A 26,102-nucleotide genomic window follows, 5' to 3' on the forward strand; every position below is an offset into this window, starting at 1 on the left:
ATCTAACTTTTTGGGGTCAGTACACAGAGCTGGTTTTTGCATGTCTAATTGTCCGTTTCTACGAATCGTCCTAGGATGTGGACATTTTCAGATACAGAGACAAAGGCTGTCGGATCAACCTGTTTCATGATGTGTTTAAAATCATTAAACTCTGCTCGTGTGATAACAGTAATCAAGACTGCTTTTCTCTCATGATTATAGGTTCCTTCTGCATCGTGGATCATGGTTGCTCCGCGGTGCAATTTTTTATGGATTTTTTCAATTACCTTGTCTGGATGATTGGTCACAATCATAGCCTGCATGCGTTTTTGCTTGGTAAAGACCGCATCTGTCACACGACTGGATACAAAAATAGTAATCATGGAGTAGAGGGCGTATTTCCAACCAAAGGTCAAACCTGCTATCAGCATGATGGTTCCATTTACCAGGAAAGAAATACTACCGACATTCTTCCCCGTTTTCTTGCGAATGGTCAGACTGACGATATCTGTACCTCCGCTAGAAATATTGTTACGGAGCGCAAAACCAATCCCCAAGCCCATGACAACACCCCCAAAGAGAGCATTGATAATGGGATCCTCTGTCAGCGTCACAACGGGCACAAACTGGATAAAGAGGGAACTCATGGATACCGTGATAAAGGTAAAGACCGTAAACTTATGTCCAATCTGATACCAAGCCAAAATCATCAACGGAAAATTGATGGCATAAAAGGTCAGCGATATCGGAATGTAAAAACCAAACCAGTGATGACTCAAGGCAGAGATAATCTGTGCCAGACCCGTCGCACCACTCGAATAAACGTGTCCTGGTTGAAAAAAGAAATTGACCGCTACTGCTGACAAAAAGCCATAAACCAGAGAAGCCGAGATTTTCTCATCATATTTTTCCCGAGAGATACTTTGTAAAACTCGTAAGATTTTTATCTGATAAGCAAAGCGGCGCAGATAATAGCGCCACCGCTTAGTTCGTTTCGCTTGTTTCATCTTGTTCTACTTGTAGACTGAGTTCTTCTAGTTGTTTGAGAGCGACTGTTGATGGGGCTTGTGTCATTGGATCCGTCGCCTTGTTGTTCTTAGGAAAAGCAATGACTTCACGGATGTTTTCTTCTCCTGCTAAGAGCATGACAAAGCGGTCAAGTCCGATAGCCAAACCTCCGTGTGGTGGGAATCCATAGTCCATGGCTTCCAGAAGGAATCCAAACTGATCATTAGCTTCCTCAGCTGAGAAACCAAGCGCCTTGAACATGCGTTCTTGAAGGTCTTTTTGGTTGATACGAAGGCTACCACCACCAAGCTCATAACCGTTCAAGACGATATCGTAAGCAATGGCACGAACTTTAGCCAAATCACCTTCTAATTCGTGAGCTGTTTCTTCCTGTGGAAGGGTAAATGGATGGTGGGCGCTCATGTAGCGGCCTTCTTCTTCAGACCATTCAAACATTGGCCAGTCAACTACCCAAAGGAAGTTGAATTTATCGTTATCAATCAAGCCAAGCTCTTTAGCAATACGTCCACGAAGAGCACCAAGGGTTGCATTAGCCACTTCAAGCGTATCTGCCACAAAGAGAACCAAGTCCTTGTCTTCAAGAGCAAGCGCTGCTGTCAATTCTGCTTGGATACCAGTCAAGAACTTGGCAACTGGTCCGTTTAATTCTCCATCCACAACCTTGACCCAAGTAAGACCTTTGGCCCCGTACTGCTTGGCTACTTCGGTCATCTTGTCGATGTCTTTACGTGAGTAGTTATCCGCAGCGCCTTTGACCACAATGGCTTTAACGGCAGCTGCTTCTGAGAAGACTTTGAAATCAACACCCTTGACAACTTCTGTCAAGTCCTGAAGCAACATGTCAAAACGGGTATCAGGTTTGTCAGAACCATAAAGAGCCATCGCATCATCGTACTTCATACGAGGAAATGGAAGCGTTACTTCGATGCCTTTGGTTTCTTTCATCACGCGCGCAATCAATCCTTCTGTGATATCTTGGATCTCTTGCTCCGTAAGGAAAGACGTTTCCAAGTCGACCTGGGTGAACTCAGGCTGACGATCCCCACGCAAGTCCTCGTCACGGAAGCATTTAACGATTTGGTAATAGCGGTCAAATCCAGCATTCATCAAGAGCTGTTTCGTGATTTGTGGACTTTGAGGAAGCGCGTAGAAATGCCCTTTATTGACACGAGATGGTACCAAATAGTCACGCGCCCCTTCTGGCGTTGACTTAGAAAGGAATGGCGTCTCCACATCGATAAATTCCAACTCATCCAAGTAGTTGCGGATAGAGTGGGTCACCTTAGCACGAAGCTTAAGGTTTTCTAGCATTTCTGGACGACGAAGGTCAAGGTAACGGTAACGCAAACGTGTATCGTCATTGGCCTCAATCCCATCTTTAATCTCAAAAGGTGTTGTTTTAGCTGTATTAAGCACCGTCAAAGCTGTCACGTTCAACTCAACCGCACCAGTCGGCAACTTATCATTGGCTTGTTCACGCGCAACGACTTGTCCAGTCACCTCGATGACAAATTCGCTACGAAGGCTTTCAGCTGTTACCATGACTTCTGCAGATACTTTTTCAGGGTTGATAACCAACTGCATGATCCCTTCACGGTCACGAAGGTCGATGAAGATCAAACCACCAAGGTCACGACGACGGCCAACCCATCCTTTCAAGGTCATTTCTTGTCCGATGTGTTCCTCACGAACACGACCAGCATACATACTACGTTTCATGTTTTCTCTCCTCTTTTATTCTGTTACTATTTTACCATAAAAGCGCAGGCTCTTCATGAAAATCAGCAGAAAAGTTTGATTGTCCTTAGAAATCAAAACGAACAGACAAAAAATCCGATGAAAACGTCATCGGATTCTCTGATTATGATTCTTAACCTTTTTTACGCTTTTCAGCAATCTCAGCTGCCTTTTTAGGTAGAACAATCTCCGTCGCATAAGCTGTCGCAAAACGTAAGATTCCTGCAATAGGCGCAAAGACAACTGCTAGATAGTTGTAAAAGAAGTCGCCTTTAAAGGCATAGGCAAGTGCCCCGATGATAAAGAAGAGAACGACCGCCTGTATCACTGCTAATAAAATTACTCGTTTCATGTGACCTCCTGACTCTATTATAGCATGAGTATCATCAAAAAGCCGATTAAATTATTCAAAGCGTGTAAAGAAATGCTATAAAGAAGACCTTTTCGGTTCACATAAGCCAGTCCCAAACTCAATCCCAGACTGGCATAAACTAAAAACTGTTGCAAAGTTCCTGGAAAATGAATCAAGGCAAAAAGCACACTTGATACGAGGAGAAACAGAGCTGTCTGTTTGCTGTTGTTCTGTTTAGGAAAGAGATAGCGCGCTAACATCCCTCTAAAAATGAGTTCTTCTGTCAGAGGAGCAAAGACCACCACCATAAAGAAACCAAAGACAGGCTGAGCCAATGTCAATTGTGATACAGTCTGTTGATTAGCCGACGGATCATCTGGCAAAAAGAACTGGGCTGTAATCGCCACTAGCAAAACCAGAGTAGGCAACCAGATATAACGATTAAAAGCAGTCGTCTGGATGCTAACCTTTTCTGTCTGATACCACTTGTAAACTCCATAAACATAGGCTCCTGACAGGGCGATATAAAGTGGCAAGACTCCATAGATCGAAGCCCCTAGTCCAAGAGCTGACAGTGCCATACTCTGAACTAGACCATAACCAAAGAAAAAGGATAGAACAGCTAGAAGAAACCAGCCAAGATTTTTAAGTATTTTCATAAAGATCTCCTATTTGAAATAACGTTTCACCATAGGTAACTGCATCACATTGATATAAACATGGATAGCTCCGACAAGAAAGAAGGCTAGTAGCTGAATCTCTCCTGTCAATAAAGAAAAGAGATCAATCAGAAAGTAGAGACCTGGCAAGACATAGTTATTTAATTGGAATAAAATCCGAAAACTCTGTTCCAAATTAGCCTTGCGCTCCCCTTCATCGTAAGAATTGAAATAGTCTAAGGCGTCCTTTGGTGTAGAGAAAAATGCCAAATCAAACTGACGAACAATCGCAATGGTCTTATAAAGATATTTTTGAACATTGAAAACCAACACTAATAGCAAAAAAGAAAGAGATAAGGTTAGAAAGCTTCCATTTAGTATAATCACTTCACTTCCTGCAATGAAGAGAGCCAATAAAATTGCTACGTTTGCAATATTAAAAGCAATGGTTCCAAACTCGAGATTCCGATACATTTGCACATAATAGGTTTTATTCAGATCATCATCCATTTCCTCTTGATACAAGGAGTGAAATTTTCTGCTTTTCTTTAAGAAATTGAAAGTCAAAAGAATGCTAATGAAACCTATCAGTAAACAAATAGCTGATATCCATGGCACCAAGACTTTTACATCTAAAATAATTTCATGGGATTCGGCACGTGCCTTAAACATCCCTACAAACACGCCCAAGAAAGCTCCCAAGACAACAGACATTAAAAATAACAATCCACGTTTCTTTTTCATATTCATTCCCCTTATTCACTTGCTAGATTTTTTGATTTCTTTTCAATCCATTCAATTACTGGTATGAGGGCAAAATAGGCCCAAATAAATTGGTCACTTTGATAGGGATTAAACCAGCCTAAGTCTATTCCAATCAATAGAAACACGCTGACTACTAGAGCTATGGCAACTACATAATAGATCACTTTATACTTGTTCATTCCTCATCCTCCTCTATACGAAATACCGACTCGACTGGTTCATTGAATATCTGTGAAATCTTCAGAGCTATTACTACTGACGGGGTGTACTCATCCCGTTCTAGCAAACTGATGGTTTGTCTGGACACGCCAGCTAGCTTGGCCAGTTCCGTTTGATTCAAACCATCGCGAGCCCGAAGCTCTTTTAGACGGTTTTTTAGTTGCATGCTACACACCTACTCTCCGTCAAATTCAACGGCTTGGATATCCTCAATGCGTTGCAACTTGAATTTTTCTTTCCCCTTTTTATCAACGCTACGTAGTTTGACCCATTCCTCGTCAACATCCACAACTTCCCAGTTATCTGGTCCAATATACACTCCCGTTATAATTGGTTTCTTTCCAATCATTTCTTGCAATAATCTCGACATATCTATATCTCCTTTCTCTTTTCTTTCGATTACCTTTAACCTCTTCTCTAACCGCTTGATTTTTTTAGATTGACTACTATAAATCAAGACGAGAAAAGGTAAAAAAATCCATACCCACATGTGATTCCCTCCTATTTCTTTATTTCTTAACTTACTTACATTGTAACACATCTTTTTCTTTTTGACAATTATATTTGTCAAAAAGCTTATGATTTTTGTCATTTTGCAAAAGAAAAAGGTCAGGAGTAGGTTCCTGACCGGTTTATCTGTTATTAAAACCCTAGTTTTTCAAAGACTTCTGAGAAGTTTTGGCTGATTGTATCAAGCGTAACTTCCACCTCTTCTCGAGTTTGGTTGTTCTTGACTGTCACTTGTCCGCTTTCGACTTCACTCTCTCCTAGGGTGATAAGGGTCTTAGCCGCAAAGACATCGGCTGACTTGAACTGAGCTTTGAGTTTACGGTTGAGGTAATCACGCTCTGCTTTGAAACCTTGTTGGCGAAGGGCTTGTACCAACTCTAAAGCTTTGATATTGGCTCCTTCACCCAAGACTGCGATATAGACATCTAGAGCGTTTTCGATAGGGAGGGTCACCCCTTGCTTTTCAAGGATGAGAAGCAGGCGTTCTACACCAAGTCCAAAACCAAATCCAGCAGTTTCTGGGCCTCCAAAGTAAACAACCAAGCCATCGTAGCGACCACCCGCACAGACCGTCAAGTCATTGCCCTCAATTTCTGTGATAAATTCAAAAATCGTGTGGTTGTAATAGTCCAAACCACGCACCATATTGGTATCGATGATGTAGTCTACTCCGAGAGTTTCAAGCATCTGCCGAACAGCATCAAAGTGAGCTTGGCTTTCTTCATCAAGGAAGTCCAAGATAGACGGTGCATTCTCTACTGCCACCTTGTCTTCTTTTTCCTTAGAGTCCAAGACACGGAGAGGATTTTCCTCCAAGCGACGTTGGCTATCCTTAGACAAGGTTTCCTTGAGCGGTGTCAAATAGTCGATCAAGGCTTGGCGATAGGCTACACGGCTCTCAGGATTGCCAAGAGTGTTGAGGTGCAATTTCACACCTTGGATACCGATTTCTTTCAAGAAATGGGCTGCCATCGCGATAGTTTCTACATCGGTAGCTGGATTGCTAGAACCAAAGCACTCAACACCAATCTGGTGGAACTGGCGCAAACGCCCTGCTTGCGGACGCTCATAACGAAACATTGGACCCATGTAGTAGAACTTACTTGGCTTTTGCACTTCTGGGGCGAAGAGTTTATTTTCCACATAGGAACGGACAACGGGTGCTGTTCCTTCTGGACGGAGAGTGATGTGACGGTCACCCTTGTCATAGAAATCATACATTTCCTTGGTTACGATATCAGTCGTGTCTCCGACAGAACGGCTGATGACCTCGTAATGCTCAAAAATAGGCGTGCGCACTTCTGCATAGTTATAGCGCTTGAAAATCTCACGCGCAAATCCTTCAACGTACTGCCACTTGGCAGACTCAGCGGGTAAAATATCCTGCGTTCCTTTTGGTTTTTGTAATTTCATAGGGAATCCTCTTTAAACTTAATAGTCTTATTTTACCATAAATAGAGGGATTAAAACAGTGAGAGTAGGAATTCTCAAGAGAGTCTTTTCAGAAAATTCATCAAAAACTTGCCAAATTGTCAGAATTATGAGAAAATAGAGGATATTTATCAGGTGGAGGGACTGTTATGAGAGACGATATCAAAATCAATGACCGCGCTTTGGCCTTACAAGACCAAATTATCGAAAAACTAGAGAAGGTTTTTGATACAGATGTGGAATTGGATGTGTACAATCTGGGCTTGATTTATGAAATTAATCTGGATGAAACAGGTCTCTGCAAGATTGTCATGACCTTCACCGATACTGCCTGTGATTGCGCCGAAAGCTTGCCTATCGAAATCGTCGCAGGACTGAAACAAATCGAGGGTATCGAAGATGTCAAGGTTGAAGTTACCTGGTCGCCTGCTTGGAAAATCACACGAATCAGTCGCTACGGCCGTATTGCCCTTGGACTGCCACCTCGTTAAGCAGGCAAATCACTTTTGAAGATAAAAAGAAGCAAGCCGAAGATGGCTTGCTTTTTGAGTTTATTTTTTACCTGACTTGTCCATATTCCAGAAGTCTGTCACAGCTCCGCGTGAAGCAGATGATACGATATGGGCATATTTACCGAGGACACCACGGCTGTAGAGTGGTGGCAAGGTTGTTTCTGCCTTGCGTTTTTCAAGTTCTTCTTCCGATACGGCCATGGAAATTTCTTTAGTATCTTGATCAACTGTAACGATATCGCCTGTACGGAGGTAGGCAATCGGTCCACCATCCTGAGCTTCAGGGGCGATATGTCCAACAACCAGACCATAAGTACCACCAGAGAAGCGTCCGTCTGTCAAGAGGGCAACCTTGTCTCCTTGACCTTTACCAACGATCATGGATGAAAGTGAGAGCATCTCAGGCATACCAGGACCTCCCTTAGGTCCCACGAAACGAACAACGACAACATCGCCATCAACGATTTCATCTGTCAAGACAGCCTTGATAGCATCTTCTTCTGAGTCAAAGACCTTAGCCGGTCCAACGTGACGACGAACTTTAACACCTGATACCTTGGCAACTGCTCCATCAGGGGCAAGATTCCCGTTCAAGATAATCAATGGACCATCTGCACGTTTTGGATTTTCCAGTGGCATGATAACTTTTTGACCTGGTGTGAGGTCTGCAAAATCAGCCAAGTTTTCAGCAACGGTCTTACCAGTACATGTGATACGGTCTCCGTGAAGGAAGCCATTCGCTAAGAGATATTTCATAACCGCAGGGACACCACCGACTTCGTAGAGGTCTTGGAAGACATACTGACCAGATGGTTTCAAATCAGCCAAGTGAGGCACACGCTCTTGGATCGTATTGAAGTCCTCAAGTGACAAGTCAACATTAGCCGCATGGGCAATGGCAAGCAAGTGAAGAGTGGCATTGGTTGACCCACCGAGAGCCATGGTTACAGTGATGGCATCTTCAAAAGCTTCACGAGTCAAGATATCTGATGGTTTGAGACCAAGTTCCAGCATCTTAACAACAGCACGTCCTGCTGCTTCGATATCTTCTTTCTTGTCAGCTGATTCAGCTGGGTGAGATGAAGATCCTGGCAAACTCATACCGAGAACTTCGATAGCAGTCGCCATGGTATTAGCTGTATACATACCACCACAGCCACCAGGGCCAGGGCAAGCATTACATTCGAGACGCTTCACGTCCTCAGCTGTCATGTCACCGTGGTTCCATTTTCCGATACCCTCAAAGACAGAAACCAAGTCAATGTCTTTGCCATCAAGATTACCCGGTGCAATAGTCCCACCATAGGCGAAAATAGCTGGGATATTCATGTTGGCAATGGCAATCATGGAACCAGGCATGTTCTTGTCACAGCCACCGATAGCGACGAAGGCATCAACATTGTGACCACCCATAGCTGCCTCGATTGAGTCCGCGATGATATCACGAGATGTTAGGGAGAAACGCATACCAGGCGTTCCCATAGCAATCCCGTCCGCTACCGTGATGGTTCCAAACTGAACAGGCCAAGCACCTGCCGATTTGACACCTTCTTTGGCCAATTTCCCAAAATCATGCAAATGAATGTTACATGGGGTATTTTCCGCCCAAGTTGAAATCACTCCTACAATCGGTGTCTCAAAGTCCTTATCTGTCATACCAGTCGCACGAAGCATAGCACGGTTTGGTGATTTTACCATACTGTCATAAATGCTACTGCGGTGACGTTTATCTAATTCAGTCATCTTATCCCTCCCGTTTCAGTTTTTACTATTATAGCACAATTTCCGCATGAAGAACAGAATAAAATTCTTGAATTTTCAGAAAATTTCGATTAATAGCCTTCTAATTTTTTCATCTTTTTTTGTCAAGTAACTTTACTTTACAAAAAAAATGTGTTATCCTAGTATGGTTGATGAAAATCAGTAGATTGAATCGAATTTAAATACCTAAAGGAGAAATCAAAATGGCAGTACCTGCACGTCGCACTTCAAAAGCGAAGAAAAACAAACGTCGTACACACTACAAAGTAACAGCTCCATCTGTAAACTTTGACGAAACTACTGGAGATTACTCACGTTCTCACCGTGTATCACTTAAAGGATACTACAAAGGACGTAAAATCGCTAAAGCTGCATCAGCTGAATAATAGAAGGGAGATACCATGCGCGTAAATATTACACTTGAACACAAAGAATCTGGTGAACGCTTGTACCTTACTTCTAAAAACAAACGTAACACTCCAGACCGTCTTCAATTGAAGAAATACTCACCAAAACTTCGCAAACACGTTGTGTTTACAGAAGTTAAGTAAGCATACCTAACTCAAAACGCCTTACTGGGCGTTTTTTGCTTTATTGGCTGGCAGTCTATAGCTTTTGAGGAGAGATTTATGGCATTTTATCTTTGGATGTTTCCTCTACTTTTTGTCTTTCACGATATGGAAGAAATTATCGGTCTTGTCCCTTGGATTCATCTCAACGAAACCTTACTGACCCAAAAGGCTCCAACTATTCTCAAGATCCACAAAGAAATGACAACAGAGGGATTTGCCCTTGCCGCTTTTGAAGAATTTTTCCTTGTCTTATCCATCACTTTATTAGCGTATTTTACTCAATCTAGAGTTCTCAAATTAGTTTGGTTAGGAGGATTTGTAGCCTTTGCACTTCATCTCTTGCTCCATATCGGACAATCAATCCTTCTTCACAAGTATAGCCCTGCTCTGATTACTTCTATCCTCTGTTTTCCTGTCAGTGCTTATTTGATTACAGACATCGTGCATTTGTGGCAGGTTTCGACTAGCGAATTTTTCCTATTTTCACTAGTTGGCTCAGGCATCGTCGTCATCAATCTCCTCTTTGCTCTCTGGCTCGGGAAAAAATATTCCGTCTGGCTCATCCATTACCATTAACAAAAGTTCCTTGCAATTTCAATTTGCAGGGAACTTTTTTATCCTCCTTCACAGTTAAGAAGTGTTCTATAGTTTTTAAAGACAAAGCAAAAAGCCCACTGTTGTAGGCTTTCTGTAAGATATTTCTTAAAATTAAAGCATTTTGTTGTAGAATTCAACGACAAGTGCTTCGTTGATTTCTGGGTTGATTTCGTCGCGTTCTGGCAAGCGAGTCAATGAACCTTCCAATTTTTCAGCGTCGAATGATACGAATGCTGGACGTCCAAGAGTAGCTTCTACTGCTTCAAGGATTGCTGGAACTTTCAATGATTTTTCACGAACTGAGATCACTTGACCTGGAGTTACGCGATATGATGGGATATCAACGCGTTTTCCGTCAACAAGGATGTGACCGTGGTTTACGAATTGACGAGCTTGACGACGAGTAGTCGCAAGACCAAGACGGTAAACAACGTTATCCAAACGACGTTCCAAAAGAAGCATAAAGTTGAAACCTAGGATTCCGCCTTTGATTTTTGTAGCTTGTACGAACAAGTTACGGAATTGTTTTTCACCTACACCGTAAGTGAAACGAAGTTTTTGTTTTTCAGCCAATTGCAAACCGTATTCTGATAATTTAGAACGGTTGTTTGGTCCGTGTTGTCCTGGTACGTAGTTACGACGTGCCAATTCTTTACCTGTACCTGTAAGTGAAAGGCCAAGGCGACGAGCTTGTTTCCAAGATGGTCCTGTATAACGTGACATGTGTATGTCCTCCTGATATAAATAATATTTCGGTGGAAATAGTCACTTAGAAAGCCCTGATTCGTGCAGATGCCCTTCGCCTAAACAGCCAAGGTTACTTGTCATAAGACACCTGTTGACGAGCTTCATGCTTTCCTGCTGCTATTTCACACAAAGGCTATTGTACCATGAAAAGCTAGATTTGTAAAGAGATTTTACGGTTTTGTTTGTGTCTATTCTTTTGAGGTAGTAAAAAAATACATCAAAAACGGAAATATCAAAACAAGGCTAAACAATTTTACTTGCTCAGCCTTGACATCTACTAAAATTTCTGATAGTATTAATCTTACTGATAAACAAGCACCAATTGTTTATCTTTATGAGAGGTACGTTGCTGCGTGCCTCTTTTTAATTATAAGAATATTATACACTATTTCTTCCTGTAAGTCAAGAGTTTAAACCGTTTTGAAGCATACTATCTATTTATTTTTTTCCCTACAAAACGTTGTTTATCTCTCTGCTTTCGCCCCTTCCAAGAAGCATTTACAATCGTTCCTAAACTCCTTGGAGCTTGATTAATCTTTTTTCGTACTTTTGCACTGCTCATTCCTCCTGAGTGGTATTTTTCATATTCATTTCTCCAATTACCAAAAAATAAATCTCGGAGTTCTTGATTGTAAGACAGCAAAATAAGATGGGACATCGCATCGGCATGGTTTAATGACCAATACATCCCTCTATTTTTCATCCGATAACTTATTTTGCGATGCTGACTTTCCATGATTCCTAAACTTGCTGTATCTAGATTCCTCTGTTCAGGTGGCTGCGTATATTTAAAATTTCCAAGAATTCTATTCTTAAAAACCGTAAAGGTATCAATCTTTTTTTCGTTCCGATTAAGCAGGACTAATGATTCTAGAGTATCAATAGCTGTTTTCAATTTCTGCTTGCAATGGCTATCTATAGCTTTCATAAATTGATCTAGTAGCTCTTCTGAATACGGCTTGACCAACTTTTTTATTTCTTTGTTTAGATGGTATCTATCCCAAAAATGTTGATGATGCTTAATTCCTAGATCATTTGATATCTCTTTAAATAAATGTGGAGTATATCCATGACCCATATCTGAATTTGTCACAAGTAGAGTATCTGATGTAATTTTAAAGTGATTATAAATATAATCTACTACTTTTTTCCTTGCTATTCGATTATTGGATGACACAATTTCCACCTTATTTTTTAAAATTTTCCTCTTTCCGTACTCCTCCGTTCCAGTATGGATGACAAAATGAGATAATTCTTTATTCTGTTGTTCTTTTTCACGTCCACTGACCTTTATCCAGACACCGTCCCCTTCAAGATAAATAACAGGAGCCTCAATTTTTTTGACAGGTACTTCATCGCTATAGAAACGATAATTTTCTTTTTCATTTAACAATTGACTTGCTAGTTTAATCGCTTTTAACACCGTGTCTTTAGTAATATAAACCTGGTACATCAGTTCAATAACTTCCACTACTTTCCGATACGGTAACATTGTAGCTAGTTTAGTGATTTGATACAGCAGTTCTTTGGAATAGGCAATACGTTTCTCCAAACCTAACTTCTCATCTACTGGAATCCTACATTTCCCATTCTTATACCAGCGCCTTCTTGAAAAAGTTACCTGGCCAAACGTAAAAGTAACGGTTCTCTCAGCATAGTTTACAAATTTGTAGCCTCTAGCTCTCATTGTGGGAGCAATATAGTTGTCATAGTCACTTACAAATTTATGAAATCCTTGTAGATTTTTCTCTTTAAATTTCTCTACAAATTCTCTTTCATCAATAATTTTTGTATCCAAATTAAAAACACTCCCAACTAAAATCATAATAAAAAAGTATAAAGATTTTAGTTCAAGAGTTCAAATGTTTTTTGTCAGCAAAGATAAAAGCCTTCCCTTATTATTGGGAAGGTTTTTTGATCATAATTATAATTATATTTATAATTATATCGATAAACTTTCGATAAGTTTATCAAGGTAATCTGATGCAGATTTTGCGCCGGCTGCTTTAGCAATTTTATCTAATTTTTGGCGATTGCTTGGTTTCAAAGTAAACTGGAATTGCTTTTTGCGTTCAAAGCTTTCAAAGTTGGCTACATCTGAAATCTGCTCAGGTTGATGAGTTGCTTCGATAATCTGTGAAATCTCTTTTTCTTTTGGTGTGAATGCCATAACAATCTCCTTCTAATTATATTTATAATTGTATTTGTGTTTATAAATATAATTATATTGTATCATAAATTTTTGAAAAAGTCTGCTCCAGCTCAGTGAAAAACTTTTTGTGTTTTTGATAAAGCTCTGGATTTTCCTCCATATCTGCAATAGAGATTTTATCAATCGTGGAATGATTGAACAACTCTTTTGCTGGTACAATCCCTAGAAGGTTATCTGTTCCCTTTTCTTTTGCTTCAAGTCCCAAGGCTTCCAGTAATTCTCTTGATGAACCATAGTTTGGTCGGATCATATTTGCTAAGAAATATAACTCAGCAGTAATGTATGATTCTCTGGTACGATAGTCGATCACATCCTTTCTGAATGCTTCTAACCGAGTTGATAAATTGAATTTAGCATTATAACCAAACTCCGAAGGAGTCAAGGGACTAATAATAGCGTGACTGACCGCAACAGCATTTTTAGTAGCTGTCGCAAAGTCTGGCCTACAATCAATCAAGATATAGTCAAACTGATCCAACTTCTTTTTTTCGTAGTTATCCTCTAGCCAAAGATAAAGTAACATATTTTTCTTATCGCTGTTCTCCAGATCTCGTTCCACCGTATCAAGCTGAACTGAACCTGGAATTAGACTGATATTTTCCTTGACTTGCTTAATATCCACATCGCCACCTTTAAAAGCATTAGCAATTGTATTCTTGCTCTCATAAATATTATAACACTGAGTCAAATTACACTGATGGTCTAAGTCTATAAAGAGAACCTTATGACCTTTCTTAGCCAACCATTCCCCATAATTAAAAGTTAAAGTCGTTTTCCCAACACCACCTTTTATAGCGGCAAATGTGATAATCTTCATTCTATTTCTCCATCCATTTTTCTATATTTCTATTATACCATTATAATTATATTTGTCAATATGTTTATAATTATATTTATAATTATTTTTTTACAATGAAGTTTCTCTATCCTTACGCTGCTCCACATTTTTCTCAATGTCTTGATGTAACTTATAATCTTTTGTAATTGCTTCTACTCGTTGATACAAAGCCTGGCGCTCAAAGGTCGCCTCTTTAACAAGTTTATCAATCTCAGCTTTACGAGTGCTAGGATCTACCCTCAAGTCTTTCAGCATAGAAACAGCTAGTTTCACTTCCTGAGGATCGCTTGATTCCAATGCAAGAAATGCAGACTGAATTTTATTAAGCTCACCCAAACGTTGATCTAGTTTATCAAGCAAGTTATCTACTTCTTCCAGTTCCTCTTCAAAACGATTTAACAATTCATCAAATTGCTGTCCTTCTGTCACTCCATGAGCAGATAGATAATTATATTCACGAACAAGCTGATCCAAACTGGAGATTTTCGGATTTTTCCGGACAATCATTTCTCCGTTATCATACGACAACTGAGAAGCGACTGTTTCTCCCTTCATGTACCGATTCTTATCAGCGTGTTCAGGATTAACAAAATAGTATAAGTCATTCTTTCTGATAAAAATTTCATAAGAGCCATCTTCTGCTTTTTCAATCTGATGAGCTGGAATAAGAATGGTTCCCTTATTTCTAATCCCAAATTCCATTTCAAGATAGATTCCATTTTTTGTTTCTTCCATCACCTGCCATTCTTCAACTGTGATTCTCATTTCAAAATCATCTTCTCGTTCTGCTACCATTTTTTCATATTCGGATTTAATTTCATTGACAGAAAAAGTCACCTCGTTAGCAACCACTCTCTCAGAAATTTTCTCTAAAGAATAATTTCCTTTTTTGGACAGTGTACGATCCCTAACATTTCTTGTTTGTTCCTGATCAGTTAAACGATATTTTATTTCCTTTCCTGAAGTATCAACTACAAGATTTAATACTTGAGCCTTCGATTTGAAATCTTCTAATGAGGTTGAATGTTTTAAAAGGAAATCTAAACGAGATTTAATCTCATAGCGAAAAGAATTTTTTTTGCGATAGGCATGATAGGTTTTTCGATTAGTCCATAATCGCTCTTTAAGAATTTTAGCTCCAGCTAAATCCGCATACTTATCTGAAATATTCTCTAAACTTTTTTTCGTTCCTTTCTGCCAGCGAAATTTATTTAAGGTTACAGAATTAGTAGAATTGAAAATGATGTGGTTATGAATGTGCCCCTTATCCATGTGTGTTGCAATGACAAATTCATGTTGACCACCAGTCAATTCTAAAATTGTTTTACGACCAATCTCATGAATTTCTTGTGGAGTCAAGTCATCTTCAGGCGAAAATGATTGGATGATATGATGAGCCAAAACTCGATTCGGATTTTGAATATCCGATAATTCCTTTGTTCCTGCTCGCTGAGCTGCATTCTTTTTGGTCAAAAGAAATTCTTCTGTCGCCGTGCTAGCATCTGTAATTCCATAAGTAGATACAAGTTGCTTGACTACTCGGCCATCTTTAACCACTGCTGGAAATTCTAGCTGTTCATCTTGTCCTAAGAAACTCGTTTTAGATGGATTCTCGATATAGCGTAAAGCATTATTTAAACTTTTTGTATCAGTCAGCTCGACCGTCTTTGCTTCATCCTCAATATATTTTGTAGAGCGACCCAAAGAAGCCACTCCTTTTATCTGCAACACTTTTGTTACAACCATCGCTCTTGTTCCTTTGTTTGATTCTCCTGTTTTTGGATAAATTGATTGACGGTATCTTTCAGATGTTTTTGCAATTCAAGAATCTGACTCAATTCATTGAGACTAGCTTGATTATCTTCGTTTACCTTTTTTGCAACCTGATTAATATTAACCCCTATCCGATTTATTTCTTTACGCAGTTCTCTCAATTCTTCAAAATTTAAGATTTTGACCTCGCCCATAATCAACATAATTCGGGCAAAGGCATTAAAATTTGTCATTCCAGATTCTGCAACTTTAGTTGAAATAAACCGTGCCTCTTCTTCCGTCAAACGAATTTTTTTCTGAATCATTCGTTTTCGTTTTTCTATTTTTTCCAAAAATCATCACCTTTATTCTAGTATTTTTTGACTGAGGGGCTAAGCCCCTTTTCTTCTGGCAAGCATAGCACTTGGGTACCCAAACGCTGTTTTTAAAAAGGTCAAAGATAGTCAGGGTACTACACCTGACTATTCTTGACTTTTTAAATTTTTGGGGAAATCCCCAATCCCCTAATCCCTGCAAGCAGGAATTTATTTATTTCGAGGAGAAAAGTTTGATTAAACTTTTAACGTTTCCAACAGAAAATCCATCCCATCAATCAACTTCATTTTTAAGATTTCATCTCTAAGTTGCTCAAATCTTTCGTCATTCATTTCCTCGATTTCTTTCAGTGCAACTGGATACATTTCTACTTCTTCTAGTTCATAGGTTGTTTTAATTCGCATATCTCTACGAAGAATGTAGAGACATTCTTTGCGTGAAATATGCTGGTTAACTTCATTCACTTTTGGCGAATCTGTAGCCTCATCCTCAAAAAATATCTCCATCAAAATATCAAAAGTTTCTTGTCTTAGATTTTCAATCATCTTCTGTTTCTCCTTTTTTGTTTTTCTTCCGACGAGTTAGTGCCTCCATTATTGAGGGTTGCTCAGGGACTTTTTTTCTTCCACCTGCATTACAGCCTCCGCCTTTTGACTACCTAACTGCTCAGATTTTTCTTTTGCCTGTTTCAGTTTATCTGCAAACTTATCTTTCGTTACAGTTTTATTTTTCACCAGTTCTAACTTAGCATCCATCCGATCAATCAAACTTTTTGCTTCCTTCTGAACAATCTGCAGTTGTTCAACCATATCTTCAAATCCATTTTTATCCTTCGCCCAGATAGCTAAATATCCAAAACTGTAACTACTAGTATCAAAACCAAAATGATTAGCTACGACATAGGCTACACTTTCAGCTTGTAATTCTTGCTTACGATATTGGTCGTCCCCATATTGTGCATTAGTTCCTCTGTGTAAATCTGAGTGAGCCATTTCATGAAAAATTGTTTTTAGAATATGTTCTTGTCCCTTTAATCCCTTTGAAATGACTATTCGATTTTCATTTGGAGAGTAATAACCATTTGCGCCCTCTCTTTTAATTTCTTCAAAATTGATAGAAACCTGATTATCCATCGAAACTGCTTTAGCTGCTCGATATAAATCTTCATAATCTTTGACAGAACCAGTCAATTCATTAATTGCTTTTGGTAATTCTTTTCCTTCTGTTTGAGAAACATCAAAGACATTCCCTAACTTGAATCGAGTAACTGTGACTTCCTTCTCTTCCATTTCATTCTCTGATGGAGAAAAACTCAACTCGTTTTGATTAGCAGAAATTTTAGTTTTCACTTGATACGGAACCCAAATTTTCAGAGCCTTAGAATCCTTTTTGACTGTTCTTTCAAAATCCGTTTTCCATTTATTAAAACTTGCAACATGGGAGACATTGGGATTCTGCATCTTCAGCAAATGAATATTGTTAAGTGAGTAATTGTGAAACTTACTCATCGTATCCAAGAACGATCTAAACTGTTCTGAGTCCAAATAGTTCTTCATTCCCTCTTTCAAGTGTTCAGCTAATGCTTTTGTATCTTTATTTGCGACCAGCTGGGAAATGGTTTGTTCTGAACTTTTAGTAGCAACTGCTTCGGTAATAATAGCCCCTGCAGCCACTTCAACATCTGCCCTTCTTTCTCGATCTTCCTGCTTTTTATGAAGGTTAGAAGCAGCATTGTATGGATCTGTTCCTTGCAACATCTCATCGGAGTTTGAAATGCCATCACCATCCAAATCACGATCCCTCTCATCTTTTCGGTTATACTGATAAATTTTTTCGTATGGATTATCTAGTGTATTTTGCGAATTCTTGACTTGTTTTTTTTCAAATTCATCTCGAATATTTTCGATGGTTTGTTCAACTTTTTCTGATAAATCTTTAATTTCTTTCTGCCATTTTTCTACAAGAGCTATTTGTTCTTGAGGCGAATCTCTAACTCCAAACTTCTCAAACCAAGCAGATAAATTTTCAACCTCAACACTATCCATTCCATCAAAAGAAATAAATCCTAGACGACTATCATGACTACTATCCGAAAAACCAATCGGGCTGTTTTCTAACACTCCATAAGGTACTTGGGATAAAAGTTGATCGGCATAAGGAGTATCTTCCAAAGCGTAACTGAACTGAGAAATATCTAGTTCACTTGCCAATCTCTCCAGATGATACTGATTGAATAATACCCTATCTATCTTCATTAGACCTGGATGCTCTCTCATCTCTCGTGTACCAAGCCGTTCTTTATGAGCGATTGGATTAATCTCCTCACCTATATTGTAACGGATACCATCCTGAATCAATTCACCGTCAGGACTGTATAAAGCAAATTGAACCTTTGTAATAGGTGTATAGGAAGCACCTTCTACTTGGTTAATTTGATTACTTACACTCGCATGATGTTTGTCGTAATAGATATTATTCTGCTTATATAGCTCTGTTGCAAAAGACTGATAATCAATCAACTCGGTTTCGCTAAAAGGTAAAATTGGCCCACCATCATGCTTTTCTGCCCATTGAAGGCGGATATTGTAGGTCGTCTTTTCTTTTGAGAGTTCTTCATACTGCTTATTTTTTAAGACAGATAACATTTTCTTGCCGCCATCTTGAACATATTCCTCATTGATTGAGAGTTGCTCAATGTTTCCATCTCTTTCTCTATAAACACCGAGAATGATCTTTTCATCCAACGATTTAACATTAGTTGCAAGCTCTCCCTTGAGTTTCATAAGAGATGCTGGAATTTTTTCATCTCCAATATCTTTAAACAGTAGTAAGAAATCTTCATCTTTTGCCTTAATAGCTTCACTCATATTGAGATTGTGAAGTTTTTCAACACTTCTCAAATCATCTAAAACAAAAGATTGTGGATCTAAAATATCCCGTAACATAGGAAGAACCTGCAATTTATTCTTAATTGCGTCACTAATCAATATACCGTCATAATGTCCCTGACCATTTGCAATATCATCTAGGAAATCTGCCGCTCCCTTTCCCTCTTCAAAAGGTCTGATCCCTGAAAGATGGATAAAATTATCCTTTTGAAAATTCACCTGAAGTACATTCTCCTCTCCATGATCCGTATAAACAAAGCTGATCTTACTATCAGCCACTTCATTTAAATACCAGAACGCTGTACTTTGGATAGACGGCGCATATTGATTTAAGCGTCTTAAATCCGCTGGTGTAATCGGATGATAATTCGCTATTCTCCGTTGCACTTTATCATAATTTGTGCTAAACTGTAAGTAAGGATAGGATGATGTCGGGTGACTGGTAACAGTTTGCTCAAAGGTACTTGTTTCAAGTACAGGTGAGGTACTGCCTTCAGCTTTAGGCTGTAAAGAACCCGTGCCGCCACTGGTCCTATCATTCATTTGCTCCTGAGAACTCTCAGGAGCTTTTTCTGTGCTCTGATTTTCTTCCAGCGCTCCATAAGCATCTCCACCAGGAGCGGAAGGCTTTTTAAAAATTACCGTTTTATCTCCATCAATGACCATCTGTTTTTTAGGTTCCACTGAAAAGCTAATATTATGCCAGTTCTTCTTCAGCCATTCTGCATCTTCTGGGGATAAATTACTAGTATCTATGTTCAATTCAGAACTCTGATCATCTTCTAGAACTACTTCATCTTGCTTTTTTTGTTTGGACAGTAACTTGTTTACCACCTCTTTTTCCTCCTCCGTTTTAGGGAGATATTGAGATGATTGTTCAAATTTTCCTTCTTCTGTCAGTTCTAGAGCTACAAAACGTAGCCCTTTTACAAAGTAGATATTTGGATGTTTAACCCATTGTTTGACCTCTCCAGAATCAATTATAGCTTGTGTTTCCGGTTGAATAAGGACTCTATCAGCTTGTTTATGACTGTTTACTAAATCATCTTCATGATCACTACTATTCCCATACAATTCTGACATAGTATTTTCTCTTCCTCTCTCTTGATTAATAATTGTTTGATATTCTTGACGGACTTCTTCCCTTGTCAATTGCCTATCTGACACAAAAGCTTTTACATTATCTGCAGTTAGCTCTTGCGCTTTTGTAAGAGCTATTTCCTTCTCAAAAAAGCCCTGGTAATGCCAGGACTTTTCATCTGCTGTGTAAACGTGCGCCAGCTCCGTAGGAGCTTCATTCCCCCTCTTCAGGAAATCATTCCAATCTTCCTTTTCCTGGTTAAGCTGAACGATAGGCGGAATCGCAATCTGGACTGGAATCCCCTTCTCCTGCAATCGAGTGATAAAATTCTGCCCTGCAGCATCATTATCTACCGCTAAGGTAATCATATCTTGATTCTGACCATCTTTAAAATAATTTGTTGTTCTAGCAACAGTTTCTAGTGCTTTTCCAGCCTTCTGATCCACTTGATAGGATTTACTATTCATCTCGGCATATAATTCCATAAATCTTCGACTAATGATACCATCTTTAAGCCCATCCATAGCTACTAAGCGGACATCCTGAAGCCTATCTTTATGAAGCTCATAGTAGCTTATTAGATCGATTGGAGCTTCCGCAAATACCAAACGTTTAGGGGTGCCAATATCAATTGAAAATCCTAATTGTCCGTCTGAATTTCTCATAATTTGTTTTAAGCGACCACGTTCTGGATAGTGCACTCGATTCTCTACTATCCCCTGGAGACTAGCGCCAGCTAAAAAGCCCGTGTTGTCTTTATATTTAAAGACAATCACAGGCTCGAAATAGTCTCCTTTTTTTCGGGTTGCCTCCGCCATACTCCCCTGGCTAATAAAGAAATTAATCGTATCATCTGAAAGGCCTCTCTGAGCCTTCAAATAGCTTCTAGAGGCGCTAAAATCCTGATTCTCATATCTTTCCAAATTATAGTGAAATGGCTCTTTTGGAGCCATCTGAGCTTCTGAATTAACTTGTTTAAATTCTCCAGTTTCCAAAAAATGCATCGCTTCTTTGTAAGAAACTCCTTTTATGGATTGAACTAACTGAATGACATCCCCAAATTCAGTTCTTGAATTCCAGTGAAATTCATTTTTCCTTGTATCGATTACAAATGAATCGTGCTCTGTCCAGGTATAACTATAGCTTCCTGTACGCTTTAACTCTATGCCTAGTTGCTCTGCAACAGAAATAATAGATAATCTTTTGGCTTCCTCTTTGCTTAATGCCATCTGTTACCTCCCTACAATGAAAATTCTGGCCCTTCTTTTTCTGCTACTATATCTTGTGTATGTTCTTTCTCAAGTTCTTCGGCTACTACAAAACGGTTTAAATCAGGAAAATAGAGTTGGGCTTGTTCTAGCTTATCATGAACTAACAAGTTCTCGTCGATATGATAGACGGCTTCCTGATGGCCATTAAATCCTTTCTCTAGATCAATATCATCGAAGCGGATAACAACCAACTCTGTCAAACTTCCCTTATACCAAGCTCCAATCTCGTTTTCAAGATAAAACTGAACGGATTCTTTATCTTCCGTCTTTGTATCCCGTAAATAAGCTAATTCCCAGCTTTCACCCTGAGAATATCCAGTGACTTCTTGAACGATTAACTCCTGATTATTCGTTCCTAAAATCTGGTTAATATCTCCTAAACGTGGTACTAGAATTTCCTGAGCTAGTGAGACGGCTTCTGTACGATAGTTGAAAAACTCATATTGTTCTCTATCTTCTACATAGTTCCTAACGAAATCTGAATAATGAGGGAAACGCTCCTGAAAACTAGGTGAAATCATCCCATAAATATAAGCTTGTTTTAATGTTTCAAACTGAGCTATTTGATAATATGAAGGATCAAGCTTGCCCTCTTGATTTAACAGTTCCTTGATATTTTCTGGAAGTTGAATGGGTTCTGAATCTGGCCAAGTTTTCTTAGAATAGTTGATTACTTCTTCGTAGAGAATCATATCAATCTCTGGATTCTTCATTTCAAGCAAAGTATCTACAATTTGAGCATATTCTGAAAGATTGGAACGATAATCAGTAATCAAGCCATCTTTACGAACCTCCCATTCCTCAACCTGAGCATTTTCTGGAGTTCGTAGTAACAATACCTCCTCAGCTTCCAGATCAACTCCAATGACCTGATCGCCATTCGGTAGCTGATCCATCTCCAATTCCTGGATCTTAGCATCTAATTGATTATTAACCTGAAGCAAGTCTTGTTTCAAGTGAAATAATTCTTCTGCATTGGCCTTTAATTCCTCAAAGTACTCTCTGGAGATCTTCACTGGTCGAACCAATAAATCTTTCTCTCGTTGCTCTCGAGGATATGAAAATAAGTAGGGGGCAACTTCTTTGAAATCTTGATAATTCATCCATTTTATAGATTCTGTAACAATCATATTCTGGACATCGATGACATCTGTATGAGGAGTAATCCAGCCAGCTAAAGCTAACTCTTTTACTGCTTCAGACAGAGGGTAAGAAGGGATATGTTCTAAAATCCCTTCAAAATAACCAATCCCTCGAGCAGTTTCTTCCTCAACTTCACGCTTCATTCGTTTAAATTGTTTTTGTGGTAATGTATTCATTCTTTATCCTTTCTAACTCACTCTGAGAGGAACTTCCTCAACTTCCTTAATCCCAATATGAATAACATTTTCTTCCCCAATCTGGTTTTTCCACTCATCAATATCGCTTAGATATCGCTTGTAACGATACCAGTTTTCATCGTTCGGGCCATTACTTAAGAGGTAGGCTCTTGGATGAGTGTCCAGGTTAAATTTTTGATCTCGGAAAACATTTTGTTTGGATAGGAAGAGTAGGGCTTCTGTTGTTCCAATCGTGGCCACCTCATGCGGTGTCAACAGTTCTCGACCAATTTTGGAGTTCTGCTTAGAACTGCTGGCATTTCTTCCTCTGCTCTCACTATAATTCTGATCATTCAAAGTTTGCTTCCCTGATCGCTCAGATAGGTACTTAAGCGTGTCTAAGTCATTAGAACCTAAATAAAGAATAGCACCACAGTTATTAATAATCGTCTTCGTATTTTCTTTACCGTATAATACTTCGATCTGACTTTGAGATTGTACCATCATCTTGATAGAAATCTCTCGAGAACGAATAACTGAGATAATTGGTGGTAAATTAGGAATCTTCCCAATCTGACCAAACTCATCCGCCCACACCTGTAGATGCAATAAATCTTCCTTGGTCTTTGTTGGATGCTCACCTAATATAACTGCATCTGCAGTTTTTATTAGCACATCAAAAATGGTACTAAAAAGAAGGGCAGATAAGAACTGGTAAGCTGGATCCACTTCTGGAATATGAATAAAAACGGCTGTTTTCTCAATATTCCATTTTTCAATCTCAAGTGTATCCTTTTCAATAATCTTTCTTAGTTGCTCATGATCAAATACTGAGAAGGTTGTTGCAAAGATAGCATAAACAGAAGCCCGTGTTTGACCATCAAAGTTTTTATTGAATAGATCCCACTGCCTACTAGCATAATTCCCTGGGCTTCTTCTCTCCAGGTCTTCAAACATCAATTCAACAGGACTCTCCGCTTCTGGATGATTCCGTCTCAATTCTCGAATCATATCTGTAACCTGCCCTAAATTAGGTAGATAGTGATCAAGCTGACCATCAAAATAGAGATAACCAATTAGAGAACGCATCAAGAGTTTATTGGCTGCTGGCCAAAAAGGATCTCCCTCATGGCCATTTTTATTAAGAGATTCCGTGATCGCTTCAGCTACCCGGTCTATATCCATTTCATTATGAATATATTTAAAAACGTTGAAGCCATCTGAATTTAAAAATGTAATCAGATCAAAAATCTTCATCTTGTAACCTTTTTCTACAAGTGATTTCCCTGTCTCATGAATCAAAATCCCTTTAGTATCTGTGGTCACAAAACTAGAGTTTCCTTGTAAAATATTTGGTTTTACAGCACTACGTGTCTTTGAATCCCCTGTACCACCATACACCAAAATATTTTTATTAATCTGATTTTCAAAGCTCAATCGGTTATTAAACAGTCCCATCTGGCTATTTTGAGTGAAAATCATATTCTTTTCAGGATCTTCATCTCGGAATCTCATCAACTCTTCTTTCGTTGCAAAGCGAGCTGATCCATGTTCCTCTCCATACCTGTACGTACCTGTATCCGTTACTCTCAAATACAGCAAAAAAGCAATCAGAAATCCACTCATACCAATCAATAAAGAAGTTGGTGTGAATTGAAAATCAAACCAAGATTTATCGCTCAAATGGTCGCTCATCCAGTTAAGCTTTCCAAGTCCAAATACATCCGTTACTGAATCGGTATCTGGTGCTAATAGCCACAGTTTAAAGAGCCAATGAAAGAGATAAAATAGGCCTAATCCTAACAACAAATATGGTCTAAGTCTCCGTTTCTTCTTTTCTGTGATCACTTCATTTTCCCTCCAATCTGTGGTTCGATATTTTCCGGAAGAACAAACTCCTTGGTATGAATGTTTACCTGGAGGGAATTGATTTTCTCTTGTTCAACTGCTTTGAAATGTTGCAATTTCTCCTCAAAAGAAGTCGTTTTCCCATGTTTAAGGTTTCGTTCATTGAATCCTTTAGGATCTCTTGTGATGCCTTCTAGGACATCCTTAAAGGCTTGTTCGACAACACCTTTATCTTTTGCATTAAAAGCAAGGGTTGTCTTTCCATCTGGATGAGTATAAAAAGAAAAGCCAATCCCGTATTGGCCCAGTTCTTTTCGAACTGCCTCGAGATTGACTTCATTATGTAGTAATTGCTGGACTTCTTTTGCATCTGCTGTTGCCATGAATTTATTCCAGTCTGTATCACCAGTAAAGACTACATTCTCTCCTCTGGCTTGATACATTTCAACTGCTTTAGAGCTCACCAGGAAGAGTCCTTTTAAGATTACTTCTCCTGTCACAAGAGTTGCCCGTCCTAACTGGGCTACAACTTGTTCTTGTTCCATTTTAGCTCACCTCTTCAATTTTGAAATAAAGATCTTTCAATTGAGTAGCTTGAGAGTCTTTCGCAAGAATCTGTTGTTGCAACTCATCGATCCTATTTTGGCACTGAGCAATTTCCGCATTTGCTTCCTTGATAAAATCTTCGTTAGATTTGATTTTATTTTTAATAGATTGCTTATAAGTAACCGTCTGAGCCTCAAAGCTATCAATAACCTCTGAAGGCATATTTACTGCAGCTGCATGAGAAAGAGAGAAGGAAGATTCAGCCTTTTGATTAGGAAGCGTTTTATTCTCTTTCTGACTAAATGTAGCAACAACTGGTGCCACTTCTTCTGTAGCTACATCCTGTGTATTTTCATCTTGTGAAGGTTCTACTCGTTCTTCCTCATTTTCATCTAATCTACTGAAATGATCTGTAGTCCATTCACTAGAAGAATAGGTAATTTTATCTTCCAAAGGCACTTCCTCTCTAACCCCATCTTTAGGCTTCTGAGAAACTAGCTCAGCAATTCTTTGACGAGCCATATTCGCCTCTTTCTTTACCGTTAGATCTTCTAGTTCAGGATCTGGTTCTGGTTGGAACTCGGGTTGTGGTTGGGGTTCTGGTATGCCTTGTGAGGACTTTTTTTCTTTATGTTTTGCTAAAAAATGAAGAAAACCTTTCTTTTTCTTCCCAACACTCGTACCAAAATTTTCCAGCAACTGATCAATGATTCCAACAAAAGGTATTTCAAGTCTCTCTTCTTGTAGGATTTCACCTTCAGAACTGAGAGAATAAAGCCGATAGGTTCCGGTTATTCTATTACTCTTCATTCGCTCGTTGATGATTTCTAGCCTTGATAACAACTCATCTCGATACTCAAATGTTTCCTCTTGATTAGTCAGTTGATTGATAATTTTATACATGGTTCACTCCTTGGTTACTTGATTGCGCTGGAAGAATGAGCTCCTTCATTTCCTGGTAGGATAAGCCACTTTCTTCTGATAAAGCAACAAAAAGCTGCGCTTCCAAATCTTTTTCTTGATTTATGTAATTCTTGATTTTTTCATCTGCTGCTTCTTTTTGTCGTTGCGCCTTTTCCTTCTCTTTCCTGACTTTCTCAAGCTTACCTTCAAGTTGTACTATTTTTTTATTCATTCAATT

27 protein-coding genes are annotated in these 26,102 nt (G+C 39.0%); 4 read left to right on the forward strand and 23 right to left on the reverse strand.

Annotation, left to right across the window (positions count from 1 at the left end; translation table 11 throughout):
- Nucleotides 1-44: 44 nt before the first annotated feature.
- From SORDD05_RS08340 to hisS, 9 genes are all read right to left on the reverse strand, one after another.
- On the reverse strand, nucleotides 45-986 hold the full coding sequence (locus tag SORDD05_RS08340) for a YitT family protein (protein ID WP_061418929.1): 942 nt from the start codon (nucleotides 984-986) through the stop codon (nucleotides 45-47).
- Nucleotides 964-2,727: an aspartate--tRNA ligase gene (gene aspS / locus SORDD05_RS08345; RefSeq protein WP_061418932.1), complete on the reverse strand. Its 1,764-nt coding sequence runs from the start codon at nucleotides 2,725-2,727 to the stop codon at nucleotides 964-966. Before aspS ends, SORDD05_RS08340 begins: the two co-directional genes overlap by 23 nt.
- A 151-nt stretch (nucleotides 2,728-2,878) precedes the next feature.
- Nucleotides 2,879-3,097 (reverse strand): hypothetical protein, encoded by a 219-nt coding sequence (locus SORDD05_RS08350; protein ID WP_038804236.1) that lies wholly within the window; start codon nucleotides 3,095-3,097, stop codon nucleotides 2,879-2,881.
- Nucleotides 3,098-3,114: 17 nt separating this feature from the next.
- Nucleotides 3,115-3,756 (reverse strand): CPBP family intramembrane glutamic endopeptidase, encoded by a 642-nt coding sequence (locus SORDD05_RS08355; RefSeq protein ID WP_061418935.1) that lies wholly within the window; start codon nucleotides 3,754-3,756, stop codon nucleotides 3,115-3,117.
- Between the two features lie 9 nt (nucleotides 3,757-3,765).
- Complete coding sequence (locus tag SORDD05_RS08360; RefSeq protein WP_061418938.1) at nucleotides 3,766-4,500, reverse strand: DUF3169 family protein; 735 nt, start codon at nucleotides 4,498-4,500, stop codon at nucleotides 3,766-3,768.
- Nucleotides 4,501-4,511: 11 nt separating this feature from the next.
- Nucleotides 4,512-4,700 carry a hypothetical protein gene (locus tag SORDD05_RS08365; RefSeq protein WP_061418941.1) on the reverse strand — a complete coding sequence of 63 codons (189 nt, stop codon included), beginning with the start codon at nucleotides 4,698-4,700 and terminating at the stop codon, nucleotides 4,512-4,514.
- On the reverse strand, nucleotides 4,697-4,906 hold the full coding sequence (locus SORDD05_RS08370; RefSeq protein WP_061418944.1) for a helix-turn-helix transcriptional regulator: 210 nt from the start codon (nucleotides 4,904-4,906) through the stop codon (nucleotides 4,697-4,699). Before SORDD05_RS08370 ends, SORDD05_RS08365 begins: the two co-directional genes overlap by 4 nt.
- A 9-nt stretch (nucleotides 4,907-4,915) precedes the next feature.
- A complete protein-coding gene (locus tag SORDD05_RS08375; RefSeq protein ID WP_081109479.1) occupies nucleotides 4,916-5,383 on the reverse strand; it encodes a hypothetical protein in 468 nt (155 codons plus the stop codon).
- Nucleotides 5,383-6,663 (reverse strand): histidine--tRNA ligase, encoded by a 1,281-nt coding sequence (gene hisS / locus SORDD05_RS08380; protein ID WP_061418950.1) that lies wholly within the window; start codon nucleotides 6,661-6,663, stop codon nucleotides 5,383-5,385. The genes SORDD05_RS08375 and hisS overlap by 1 nt, the downstream gene beginning before the upstream one ends.
- Before the next feature lie 167 nt (nucleotides 6,664-6,830).
- Here hisS and SORDD05_RS08385 point away from each other — a divergent pair, with 167 nt between their 5' ends.
- Entirely contained in the window at nucleotides 6,831-7,172 is a 342-nt protein-coding gene (locus tag SORDD05_RS08385) for a metal-sulfur cluster assembly factor (RefSeq protein ID WP_001204052.1), read from the forward strand.
- Between the two features lie 60 nt (nucleotides 7,173-7,232).
- Here SORDD05_RS08385 and ilvD read toward each other — a convergent pair whose 3' ends face one another.
- The gene (gene ilvD / locus SORDD05_RS08390) at nucleotides 7,233-8,936 is read right to left on the reverse strand and encodes a dihydroxy-acid dehydratase (protein WP_061418953.1); all 1,704 of its coding nucleotides are present in this window, start codon (nucleotides 8,934-8,936) and stop codon (nucleotides 7,233-7,235) included.
- A 221-nt stretch (nucleotides 8,937-9,157) separates the two neighbouring features.
- Here ilvD and rpmF point away from each other — a divergent pair, with 221 nt between their 5' ends.
- From rpmF to SORDD05_RS08405, 3 genes are all read left to right on the forward strand, one after another.
- Nucleotides 9,158-9,340, forward strand: coding sequence for a 50S ribosomal protein L32 (rpmF, locus tag SORDD05_RS08395; RefSeq protein ID WP_000290417.1), 183 nt, complete (start codon nucleotides 9,158-9,160; stop codon nucleotides 9,338-9,340).
- A 15-nt stretch (nucleotides 9,341-9,355) separates the two neighbouring features.
- A complete protein-coding gene (gene rpmG, locus SORDD05_RS08400; protein WP_001265622.1) occupies nucleotides 9,356-9,505 on the forward strand; it encodes a 50S ribosomal protein L33 in 150 nt (49 codons plus the stop codon).
- A 78-nt stretch (nucleotides 9,506-9,583) separates the two neighbouring features.
- Nucleotides 9,584-10,102 (forward strand): HXXEE domain-containing protein, encoded by a 519-nt coding sequence (locus SORDD05_RS08405; protein ID WP_061418956.1) that lies wholly within the window; start codon nucleotides 9,584-9,586, stop codon nucleotides 10,100-10,102.
- Between the two features lie 132 nt (nucleotides 10,103-10,234).
- Here the strand turns inward: SORDD05_RS08405 and rpsD are convergent, their stop codons facing one another.
- The 13 genes from rpsD to SORDD05_RS08470 all read right to left on the reverse strand — a co-directional run bounded on the left by rpsD (nucleotide 10,235) and on the right by SORDD05_RS08470 (nucleotide 26,096).
- Nucleotides 10,235-10,846, reverse strand: a complete 612-nt coding sequence (rpsD, locus tag SORDD05_RS08410; RefSeq protein ID WP_000092756.1) for a 30S ribosomal protein S4 — start codon at nucleotides 10,844-10,846, stop codon at nucleotides 10,235-10,237.
- Between the two features lie 454 nt (nucleotides 10,847-11,300).
- Complete coding sequence (locus SORDD05_RS08415; RefSeq protein WP_061418959.1) at nucleotides 11,301-12,668, reverse strand: ISLre2 family transposase; 1,368 nt, start codon at nucleotides 12,666-12,668, stop codon at nucleotides 11,301-11,303.
- Nucleotides 12,669-12,812: 144 nt separating this feature from the next.
- Nucleotides 12,813-13,040, reverse strand: a complete 228-nt coding sequence (locus SORDD05_RS08420) for a hypothetical protein (RefSeq protein ID WP_061418962.1) — start codon at nucleotides 13,038-13,040, stop codon at nucleotides 12,813-12,815.
- 52 nt (nucleotides 13,041-13,092) lie between these two features.
- Nucleotides 13,093-13,899 (reverse strand): ParA family protein, encoded by an 807-nt coding sequence (locus tag SORDD05_RS08425; protein ID WP_033680408.1) that lies wholly within the window; start codon nucleotides 13,897-13,899, stop codon nucleotides 13,093-13,095.
- A 90-nt stretch (nucleotides 13,900-13,989) separates the two neighbouring features.
- The gene (locus SORDD05_RS08430; protein ID WP_061418965.1) at nucleotides 13,990-15,666 is read right to left on the reverse strand and encodes a helical hairpin domain-containing protein; all 1,677 of its coding nucleotides are present in this window, start codon (nucleotides 15,664-15,666) and stop codon (nucleotides 13,990-13,992) included.
- Nucleotides 15,657-16,025 (reverse strand): plasmid mobilization protein, encoded by a 369-nt coding sequence (locus SORDD05_RS08435; RefSeq protein ID WP_061418968.1) that lies wholly within the window; start codon nucleotides 16,023-16,025, stop codon nucleotides 15,657-15,659. Before SORDD05_RS08435 ends, SORDD05_RS08430 begins: the two co-directional genes overlap by 10 nt.
- A 219-nt stretch (nucleotides 16,026-16,244) precedes the next feature.
- On the reverse strand, nucleotides 16,245-16,553 hold the full coding sequence (locus SORDD05_RS08440) for a hypothetical protein (protein ID WP_061418971.1): 309 nt from the start codon (nucleotides 16,551-16,553) through the stop codon (nucleotides 16,245-16,247).
- Between the two features lie 48 nt (nucleotides 16,554-16,601).
- The gene (locus tag SORDD05_RS08445) at nucleotides 16,602-21,206 is read right to left on the reverse strand and encodes a PBECR4 domain-containing protein (protein ID WP_061418974.1); all 4,605 of its coding nucleotides are present in this window, start codon (nucleotides 21,204-21,206) and stop codon (nucleotides 16,602-16,604) included.
- A gap of 11 nt (nucleotides 21,207-21,217) precedes the next feature.
- Nucleotides 21,218-22,567: a hypothetical protein gene (locus SORDD05_RS08450; protein ID WP_061418977.1), complete on the reverse strand. Its 1,350-nt coding sequence runs from the start codon at nucleotides 22,565-22,567 to the stop codon at nucleotides 21,218-21,220.
- A 12-nt stretch (nucleotides 22,568-22,579) separates the two neighbouring features.
- Nucleotides 22,580-24,415: a VirD4-like conjugal transfer protein, CD1115 family gene (locus SORDD05_RS08455; RefSeq protein ID WP_061418980.1), complete on the reverse strand. Its 1,836-nt coding sequence runs from the start codon at nucleotides 24,413-24,415 to the stop codon at nucleotides 22,580-22,582.
- Nucleotides 24,412-24,960, reverse strand: coding sequence for a DUF3801 domain-containing protein (locus tag SORDD05_RS08460; RefSeq protein WP_061418983.1), 549 nt, complete (start codon nucleotides 24,958-24,960; stop codon nucleotides 24,412-24,414). Before SORDD05_RS08460 ends, SORDD05_RS08455 begins: the two co-directional genes overlap by 4 nt.
- A 1-nt stretch (nucleotide 24,961) precedes the next feature.
- Nucleotides 24,962-25,864, reverse strand: coding sequence for a hypothetical protein (locus SORDD05_RS08465; protein ID WP_061418986.1), 903 nt, complete (start codon nucleotides 25,862-25,864; stop codon nucleotides 24,962-24,964).
- The gene (locus SORDD05_RS08470; protein WP_061418989.1) at nucleotides 25,857-26,096 is read right to left on the reverse strand and encodes a hypothetical protein; all 240 of its coding nucleotides are present in this window, start codon (nucleotides 26,094-26,096) and stop codon (nucleotides 25,857-25,859) included. The genes SORDD05_RS08465 and SORDD05_RS08470 overlap by 8 nt, the downstream gene beginning before the upstream one ends.
- Nucleotides 26,097-26,102: the final 6 nt, after the last annotated feature.

This window comes from Streptococcus oralis, from assembly GCF_001578705.1.
Lineage (GTDB): Bacteria > Bacillota > Bacilli > Lactobacillales > Streptococcaceae > Streptococcus > Streptococcus oralis_J.